Source organism: Streptomyces sp. NPDC001406 (assembly GCF_042895285.1).
GTDB lineage: Bacteria > Actinomycetota > Actinomycetes > Streptomycetales > Streptomycetaceae > Streptomyces.
The window spans coordinates 1-8,932 of the sequence record NZ_JBIAWG010000049.1 but is presented as its reverse complement, the minus strand read 5'-3'; the positions used below and the strand labels follow the sequence as shown (position 1 = coordinate 8,932).

The window sequence follows — 8,932 nt, the reverse complement described above, 5'->3', positions numbered from 1 at the left end:
GACCATGGCCTGGCTCGCCGGATGCCGCCGGCTGCACCGCCGCTACGAACGCAAGGCCAGCCACTTCCTGGCCTTCACCAGCATCGCCTGCACCCCATCTGCTACCGCAGACTCAACCAAATGAGATGACTTCTAAGGGTGTCTCATCTGGGTGAGATCTTGTGCGCCCCGTAGCCGTCGGCAGTGATCTTCCGTTGGCGTGACTGCGTACGTGCGAACGTGCTCAGGTCGGTACGGGAGGGGTCGGTGCGGCTGTACTTCGCCAACCACCGGGCGGTGTGGCGGGTGGGCGATGTCGCAGGGATCGATCGGTCCCTGCTGGCGGCGGCTCTTGAGCGGTATCGACTCCCGGCGGGTACACCGGTCCTCCTGGACGATGCGATGCGGCCGGTGGAACCGGTCTCCTCGTGGTTTCGCAGTCTGGCGCTGGCCCGGCGGGACGGAAAGTCGATGCGGGCCTACGCCTACACGGTGCTGATGCTGCTCGGCTTCCTGCTCGCCCGAGGGGCGGACCTGCGCTCGGCCACCGAGATGGACATCCTGCAGTTCCGGCAGTGGCGGCGTGAAGACGCCGAGGACACGGTGGGGGGAACCACCTGGGACCGGGACGCTGCCGCGATCGCCAGCCTCTACAAGCACCTGGTCCGCATCGGCTACGTGCGGGCCAGTCCGTGGCGGTCGTCATTGGTCTCCATCGAGCAGGTGTCCGCCGTCGAGGAGGCTGCGGCCGCCGAGAAGGTGCCGGCCGACGGCACGGCGGTGCGTGTCCTCGCCCAGGTGGAAGCCCGGGACACCGGCGGTCGGCGTCACGCTGGACACCGAGCCGCTCAAGGACTGGGTGCACTGACGCTCATGCGTCCTTTGTCCGCGCCGCGAGCGCCCGTCACGGGCCGATAGCATTCCGGTACAGCTTGTGGATGCGCGATGACACGGCGTGACGGTGTCATCGCGCATGCCCGCACCCCGGTTCGAAGGGCATCCGATCATGGCGCGTAGCCTCCAGGTCGTCGAAGTGGACGAGCCTGCCGGGCAGAGGAAGCCGGGAGCGGTTGCGCCGGCTACCGCAGCCGCGCTCAGCGCATGCGAAGCCGTCTTCCTGCCCGGAGATCCGGCCCGGGAAGGCCGCGTGGCGTTTTGGCGGGCGGACGGCGGCGAGCTGCCCGACTGTGATGTGGAGCCGGAGGAGCTCACCGTCGTGCGGCCGCACGGGAGGGGGGTCCGGCGGCGGAGCGTGAGCGCGGTGCTGCTGCCGGTCGCGCAGGCGGTGCCCGTACTCACCCGCGCTCGCGCCCTGGTGCAGAGCGGCAACGCCTCGGCCTCCGCCGCGTGGTGGGGAGCAGGGGCCCTGATCGCGCTTCAACTTGCCGCGCGGGGGCGGCTGCTGCCGGGGCTGAGCCCCGGCGGGTTCGACGTCTGGCGGCTCGGTCCGCTGGACGGCGACGACGTGTGCCGGATCCGGGACCTCGCGGCGGCGATGCCGCCGGAGGCGCGCGCGGTCCCGCTGCCGGGCTCGTCGCCCGTAGCGTTGCCCGCCGCCGAGCCTTTGCTGCGCGCCTTTTTGGACGCGGTCGCGGACGGCCTACCGCGCTCCCCGGCGGCGCGCCACCTGATGGCCGGTCCGGCCTTCGCCGCTCGGATGCCGGTACCCATCCCCGAACAGCGGGAGTGGGCGGCCGAGGTGGCCGCTGGGATGGACGCGGGCGTGCGCGTCTCCCTGCGCCTGGAGGAAGACAGCGACGCGTGGGGCGGCAGCTGGGACGGCGAAGGCTACGGCGACAGCGGCGGCGCCGGGCCAAAGTTCCGGGCCGTGGTGCAGCTGCACAGCCTCGCCGACCCCACCCTGGTAGTCGACGCGGCCGAGCTGTGGGCCGGTGATGCTGCCGCCCCGCAGCAGTTCGGCGCCCGTACCCGTATCGATGCGCTGCTGGCGCTGCGCCGCGGCGCGAAGGCATGGCCGCCGCTGTCGCGCCTGCTCTCGGCGGTCGCGCCCGATGTGCTGCAGCTCGCCGACGACGAGCTGCTGGACCTGCTCGGCGAGGCCGCCGAGCGGCTGGCCGCCGCCGGAATCCAGGTCCACCTGCCCAAGGGCCTGGCGAAAGAGCTGACCGCGACCGGCCTGCTGGAGCCGCCCCGGCGCAAGAAGACTCAGTCGGACCTGGAGACCTTCCTCACTTCCGGTCAACTCCTTGAATTCCGCTGGCAGTTGGCGTTGGGCGGGCAGCCGCTGACCGAGGAGGAGATGGACCGCCTCATCGAGGCGCACCGCCCGGTGGTGCGGCTGCGCGACCAGTGGGTGGTGGTCGACCAGGCACTGGTCCGCAACGTCCGCAAGCAGCGCGGCCGCAAGCTCACCGCGATCGACGCCCTGGGCGCAGCGCTGACCGGCGCAGTAGACATCGACGGCAAGTCCGTACCGGTCACCGCGGGCGGCGCCCTGGAGCAGGTGCGCGCGCGGATCGCCGAGCCGGAGGCGGCCCCGGACGCCGCATCGGCCACCGCCGGCCAACCCGCCACGCTCGCAGCCACCCTGCGTGACTACCAGCTGAGGGGCCTGAACTGGCTGGACCGGATGACCTCCCTCGGTCTGGGCTGCTGTCTCGCCGACGACATGGGCCTCGGCAAGACGATCACCCTGATCTCCCTGCACCTGCGCCGTCACGAGCGATCGGCCCACGGCCCCACCCTGGTGGTCTGTCCGACGTCCCTGCTCGGCAACTGGGAGCGCGAGGTGCAGCGCTTCGCACCCGGCATCGCCGTACGCCGCTTCCACGGCCCGGGCCGCACCCTGGACGACCTCACACCGAACGCCTTCGTCCTCACCACGTACGGCACCCTGCGCCGCGACGCCCAGCGCCTGGCCGACACCGCTGTGCCATGGGGCCTGCTGGTCGCGGACGAGGCGCAGCACGTCAAGAACCCGTACTCGGACACCGCGCGGGCGCTGCGCACCGTCCCCGCCGCCGGGCGCATCGCGCTGACCGGCACCCCAGTTGAGAACAACCTCTCCGAGCTGTGGGCCCTGCTCGACTGGACGACACCCGGCCTGCTCGGCACGCTCACCGCCTTCCGCGACCGCTACGCCCGCGCGGTCGAGGCCGACGGCGACCAGGAGAGTGCGAATCGCCTCGCCCGCCTGGTCCGCCCCTTCCTGATGCGCCGCCGCAAGTCCGATCCCGGCATCGCCCCCGAGCTGCCGCCCAAGACCGAGACCGACCAGCCCGTCTCACTGACGAAGGAGCAGGCGTCCCTGTACGAGGCGCTGGTGCGCGAGTCGCTGGCGGCGATCGGCGAGGCGGACGGGATGGCCCGGCGCGGTCTGGTGATGAAGCTGCTCACCGGCCTCAAGCAGGTCTGCAACCACCCGGCGCAGTACCTGAAGGAGAAGAACGCGAAACTCGCCGGCCGCTCCGGCAAACTGGAACTGCTCGACGAGCTGCTGGATGCAATCGTAGCCGAGGACGGCTCGGTGCTCGTCTTCACCCAGTACGTCGAGATGGGCCGGCTGCTGGAGCAGCATCTCGCCGCCCGCGGCACCGCGGCGCAGTTCCTGCACGGCGCAACGCCGGTCAAGCAGCGCGAGGAGATGGTCGACCGCTTCCAGCGCGGCGAACGGCAGGTCTTTCTGCTCTCCCTCAGGGCCGCCGGCACCGGCCTCAACCTGACCCGCGCCGGTCACGTCATCCACTTCGACCGCTGGTGGAACCCGGCGGTCGAAGACCAGGCCACCGACCGCGCGTACCGCATCGGCCAGACCCAGCCGGTGCAGGTGCACCGGCTGATCGCGGAGGGGACGGTCGAGGATCGGATCGCGCAGATGCTCAAGCAGAAGAAGGGGCTCGCGGACGCAGTGCTGAGCCATGGCGAGGCGGCACTCACCGAACTCTCCGACGCCGAACTGGCCGAACTGGTAACGATGCGCCACAACACCACGCCCCGGAGCACGGACCGTCAAATCACCACGCGCCAGAGCACCACGAGGGGAAGCCGCAAGTGAGCCCGCGCCCGACGACGCCCAACCAGCGGACCCAGGAACAGCTCGCCCGTACTTTCCCTCCCTTCCCTCCGGCTCCCGGCCGCCGGGGCAGTTTCGTCTCAACCTGGTGGGGCCAGGCGTGGGTGTCGGCACTGGAGGAGTGCTCACTGGATTCCGGCCGCCTCACCCGCGGTCGCACCTACGCGCGGCGCGGATCCGTGGGCGAGATGACCGTGGTCCCGGGCCGGATCAGCGCCCCGGTGCAGGGCAGCAGGCCGCGGCCCTACCGGGTATCCTTGGCGATCCCCGTCCTCAACGACGCGGAATGGGACCGGCTCCTCGACCCGGTGGCGGGGCGCGCCGGGCACATCGCCGCACTGCTGGACCACGACATGCCCACCGAGCTGGTACAGGACACGCTGAAGGCGGGCGTGCGGCTGCTACCGTCCGCGAACGACCTGGAGCCGTCCTGCTCCTGCCCCGACTGGGGCTACCCGTGCAAGCACGGCGCCGCGCTGTGCTACCAGGTCGCACGCCTGCTGGACGAGGACCCCTTCGTGCTGCTGCTGATGCGCGGCCGCGGCGAACAGCAGCTGCTGGACGAGCTCGCCCGCCGCAACGCCGCCCGCGCGGCATCCAAGGCGGCGGCTTCGGCATCAGCGTCGGTTCCGTCCCCGCGCACTCCCACCGCACCCACAGGTACACCGGCCCGGGAGGCCTTCGCGGCGCGCGCCGACCTGCCACCGCTGCCCGGGCCGCCACCCCTGCCCGAACGCACCGGGCACCCGCCCGTCTTCGCAACCTCCCGGCCCGCCGAACCGGGCATCGACCCGGAGGCGCTTCAGACCCTGGCCGCCGACGCGGCCGAGCGTGCCCGTCGCCAACTCGCCGCCGCGCTGGCGGACGACGCACCACCTCCTCCGGCTGACCTGACGGAGTGGCAGGATGCTGTGCGCATCGCAGCCAAGCACCCGCAGACAGAGGTCTTCGCCCGGATCGCCGAGAGCACTGGTCGCACGCTGTCCGAGCTCGCCCAGGCGGTACGGGCCTGGCGCCACGGCGGCACAGCCGCACTCGCGGTCCTGGAGGATTCCTGGACCCCAGACCCGGCCGTACTTGCCCGCGCCCGGGCCTTGCTCGCCGAAGACTGGGCGGACGGACGGCCTCCTCAGCTGCGCGCGTGGCGCAACCGCTTCACCGTCGTCGGCCGCGACCGCCAACTGCGCTACGGCCGCGACGGCCGCTGGTATCCCTACGGGAAGGAGGACGGCGCCTGGTGGCCCATCGGTCAACCCGACCCCGACCCCGCCACGGCCCTCGCGGCGCTGCTCGTGCTCCAAGATCGCCGCTCGTGACCACAACGTCACCTCAAGGGGCTCCGATCTTCGTCATACTCCCCGACGCCCAGGAAGTCCGCGGACGGCTGCACGCCCGCCGACAGGTGAAGGACGGCTGGCTCTACCAGATAGGAATCCTGGCGTGGCAGAACGGCACAAACGGCTTAGCCGAACCTGCCGAGCAGCGAGTCTGGGTAACGGGCTCTCCCGCAATTGGTCGTGAGGCGGTTGCACTACGTTCCCAACACGCGCACATGCCCACTGGGCGATCGTCCGCTACATCGAGATGTTCTACAATCGAATACGCCTCCACTCCGGACTCGGCTACAAGACTCCCGCAGAAGTCCATGCCGAGTACGAGGAGTTGCAGGCAGCAACATAGGGAGAACCCTCAACACCGCTGTCCGAGAAGCGCAGGGCCCCTCACACCCACCTGATTGCCCGTCCCATCAAGGAAGATGACGAGCCTGTGGGGCATGTCCGCTCCGCATCTACTCGGAGCGTCGATCGTTCCGCCGCGCCGCACTGCCCCGCTTCGCCGCGCCCGCGAGCAGTGGACCGGACGTGGTGCGCCGCCCGGGTTCAATCAAGGTCAAGGCCCAGGGCCGGGCGTCGTGCTGACATGACAGCCGGCATTCCCGGTGCGGCACGCGTTGGCCATCGCCGCGAACAGCTGGCGCACCCGTATGCCACCGACGGCATCTACCGTCTGCGGTGCTCCGAGATCGGCTGCACGGTGGCGTGCGGGCCCCCTATTGGGTGACCGGGCGGTGTGCCAATAGATCACCACCCAACTCCTACGCACACTCGTGCCACGCTCGAAAGCCGCATCAGACTGACAGCGGAGGCCGCAATGTCGGGTACACCGGAAGTCCGTGGGCATGCTCTGTGGCTTGCGTCAAGTGCCCTGCGCGCTTCAGTACTCCTGACCTTTGCGACCGTGATGACCGGCTGCGGGGGCGGCGGCAATGCGCCCCACAAGGCATCCCAGACGCACCCACCCCAAACGGCCGGTTTCGCAACCCTGTTCCCAGGTGCGGAGGACGGCGGGGACAGTAACTCAGAGATTGACTTTCCGCGGGCCGACCCGGGCGAGTCGACCAAGGTGGACGTTACCGTCTCCAATGCCACGGACGAACCCATGAAGGTCGAGACGGCACGGCTGGTGGGAGAATCCCCAGCAACCAGCACGGAAGCTCCGAGAATCAACGCCGACGACTGCGAGGGCCAGACGCTTCAGCCCGGCGAAACATGCCATTTCGCCCTGCTCATTCCCTCCGGTGCCGCCGATGCAGGCTTCCAGATCGAACTCAAGACGGACCAGGGCGACGTGACGGCGGCCGTATCATCGCGCGGGTCCAATGGAGAAACGACTACAGGACCGAGCGCGACTCCTCAGACGAGTGAGCCGGGTACACCAACTGAGACGAGTGAGCCGAGTACACCGACGCCGCTCCCACCGGACACGAGCGCACCGACCGGCCCGCCCACGGATCAGGACACAGCCCCCGGCGAAGTGCCGTCGGCCTTCCCCACCTGAACGGCGGCGCCGTTTCGCCTTCACCTCCGACCGAGGACCTCCACCCGAATGGCGTTGTCATCGTCGAGAACCAGGGTGATGTCCCCGTCGGCCAGACGCTCCCTCGGCACGAGGTAGTACCGCGTGCTCGACTTCGCCAACACGTGGAACCCTATACACGAGTACCGGTAGGGCAGATAGGCGGCGCCCCGGTCCTTGCAGTGCACGTTGGGGGCCGTTGGGAACATCGGCTGACGTGAGTGGACCAGGACACGTGGCATACCGCTGAAGTTCCGCATCACGTCCGCGTGTGCCTCCGACGTCCCCGCTCCATGGGCGTAGCGTGCCAGGGCGAAGAACACGATCAGCACTGTCGCGGAGACGAGCAGTCCTTCCGTGATGCCCCAGAAACGTCCGCCGCGTCGGTGCGGACCGCGGCTCAGATACATGGCGAACAGCACCAGAAGGCCGCCCACGGCAACCAGGACGGCTGGGAGGACGACCCGCAGCCAGCCGATGGGCAGAAGCACCGCGGTCGTGCGCTGCCACCACGCGGGCTCCAGGAAGACAGGGAAGCTGAGCAACAGCAAGCCGACACCCACCGCGGCGAGCAGTCGGCGGACCATGACCCGCCGCGTCGCTGCCCCAGGCTGCGAAAGCCGCCGCTCCAGCGCCCGGAACGCAAGTACGCCGACGAATCCGAGAACGAGCAGCATCCACAGCGGGAGAAAGACCGCCGCCGGACTGCCGAGTAGGTAATCCTGGGAGGAGAACTCCAACTCACTGGCGCTCAGACCGAAGTAGGCATAATACGCGCTGCGGTACGTGTAGCCGAAGTAGTACAAGAGAGCGAAGACGACCGACCCCGGAGTGACGATGTAGGCGGCCTTCTCAAAGAAGGACTTCTCCGTAGCCTCTCGTCCCGTCACCCGCCGTCTCCCCACTTTCTCCGAGCGCGCTGACAACCTAATCCCGTGGAACTGCCCGCTCGAGACTTCGACACGCGGACGCGCACTCAACAGCTACCGCCGTGTCGCCGACGCGCCTTTGCTGCGCGCCACGCTCTCATTGCGTGCCTTGCTGGTGCTGGGAATGCCCGGGCGGGTCAGTCGTCTCTGCAGGGTGCTGGAGGTCTGATCTGGGGAAATCAGAGCACAAACATTGACATTGAGGGTGGCGGTGATCGCTGACGTCGTTCGTCGACCGTACGGTGCTGGTCGGCACGGAGTTGCGCCGCTGAGCCGACGGAGTGAGGAGGCGTATGCCAAATCACTCGACGGAGAACCCCGCGGACGGTGACAGCGGTGTCTCTCTGTGGCTGTGGTCGCTGCTCGGGGTGTTCGCGGCTTGCGTGCCCTGTGCGCTCCTTGTGACGGAGAAGTCCGGCTCCGCTCTCCCCCTGGTACCGCTCACCCTGGCGATTCTCGCCGCGCTTGCCGGGTATGTGGTGGCGGTACGCGTCGTGGTGGCGGAGAAGTTCGCACAGCGCTCGCGACGGTCCCGGATCCTGGTGTGGCTTGCAGCCGCAGGCCTCTTTCTCGGCAGCGTGGCGGTGCTCTTCGCGTTCCGGCCCCCGCCGCCCCCGCTCCCCCGGATGAGCGGGACGCGTGACGTGGCCGTGGTCGGTTTCACCGGGCACGACGAGCACCAGGACAAGCGGGTCCTGACCGATGTCGCAGTCGATTTCGCCCACGCCATGACGGGCCGGATTCCCGCCGCAACCAGCGTCCGCAGCTACGCCGACAAGGTGTCACTGCCGCTCGCCGAGCTCCAGGGCAGCCACCACAGCGGGCTCGAGCGGAAGACCGCGAGGTTCGCCGACGAGACCAACGCCGAGATTGTCGTGGGCGGTCTGATCAGTTCGGACCCTGCCAGCCAGACCACACTGCAGCCGGCCGTCTACGTCAGAGCCGACCAGATTCCCGACGCGCCCGAACTCGCCGACTGGTTCCGCGGCAAACCGCTCCCCGTGAGCGGCGGCCTGGCGTCGAAGGAAGGCCGGGACCAGCTGAGTGCGTTGTGGCAAACCGGATCTTGTTCGGGCGGCAGCGGGTGATCGTCTGGACGGAGGTGCGGGCGCGGTCGCGGGCATGAGAGAACGGG

The 8,932-nt window shown here is 69.4% G+C and carries 5 protein-coding genes and 2 pseudogenes; 6 read left to right on the top strand and 1 reads right to left on the bottom strand.

Going from position 1 to position 8,932, the window contains the following annotated elements; translation table 11 throughout:
- The 5 genes and pseudogenes from ACFY1J_RS45965 to ACFY1J_RS45945 form a co-directional block, all read left to right on the top strand.
- A pseudogene (locus ACFY1J_RS45965) lies at positions 1–129 on the top strand (IS5/IS1182 family transposase); the annotation flags it as partial.
- A 117-nt stretch (positions 130–246) separates the two neighbouring features.
- Positions 247–897, top strand: coding sequence for a site-specific integrase (locus tag ACFY1J_RS45960; protein ID WP_390713014.1), 651 nt, complete (start codon positions 247–249; stop codon positions 895–897).
- Between the two features lie 88 nt (positions 898–985).
- Entirely contained in the window at positions 986–3,994 is a 3,009-nt protein-coding gene (locus ACFY1J_RS45955) for a DEAD/DEAH box helicase (protein ID WP_390733297.1), read from the top strand.
- Entirely contained in the window at positions 3,991–5,328 is a 1,338-nt protein-coding gene (locus ACFY1J_RS45950; protein ID WP_390733296.1) for an SWIM zinc finger family protein, read from the top strand. Before ACFY1J_RS45955 ends, ACFY1J_RS45950 begins: the two co-directional genes overlap by 4 nt.
- A gap of 214 nt (positions 5,329–5,542) precedes the next feature.
- Positions 5,543–5,692 (top strand): annotated as a pseudogene (locus ACFY1J_RS45945) (IS3 family transposase); the annotation flags it as partial.
- A gap of 1,178 nt (positions 5,693–6,870) precedes the next feature.
- Here the strand turns inward: ACFY1J_RS45945 and ACFY1J_RS45940 are convergent.
- The gene (locus tag ACFY1J_RS45940) at positions 6,871–7,758 is read right to left on the bottom strand and encodes a hypothetical protein (RefSeq protein ID WP_390713011.1); all 888 of its coding nucleotides are present in this window, start codon (positions 7,756–7,758) and stop codon (positions 6,871–6,873) included.
- A 332-nt stretch (positions 7,759–8,090) separates the two neighbouring features.
- On the opposite strand from ACFY1J_RS45940, the gene ACFY1J_RS45935 reads away from it, so the two are divergent.
- Positions 8,091–8,885 (top strand): hypothetical protein, encoded by a 795-nt coding sequence (locus ACFY1J_RS45935; RefSeq protein ID WP_390733295.1) that lies wholly within the window; start codon positions 8,091–8,093, stop codon positions 8,883–8,885.
- Positions 8,886–8,932 lie beyond the last annotated feature (47 nt).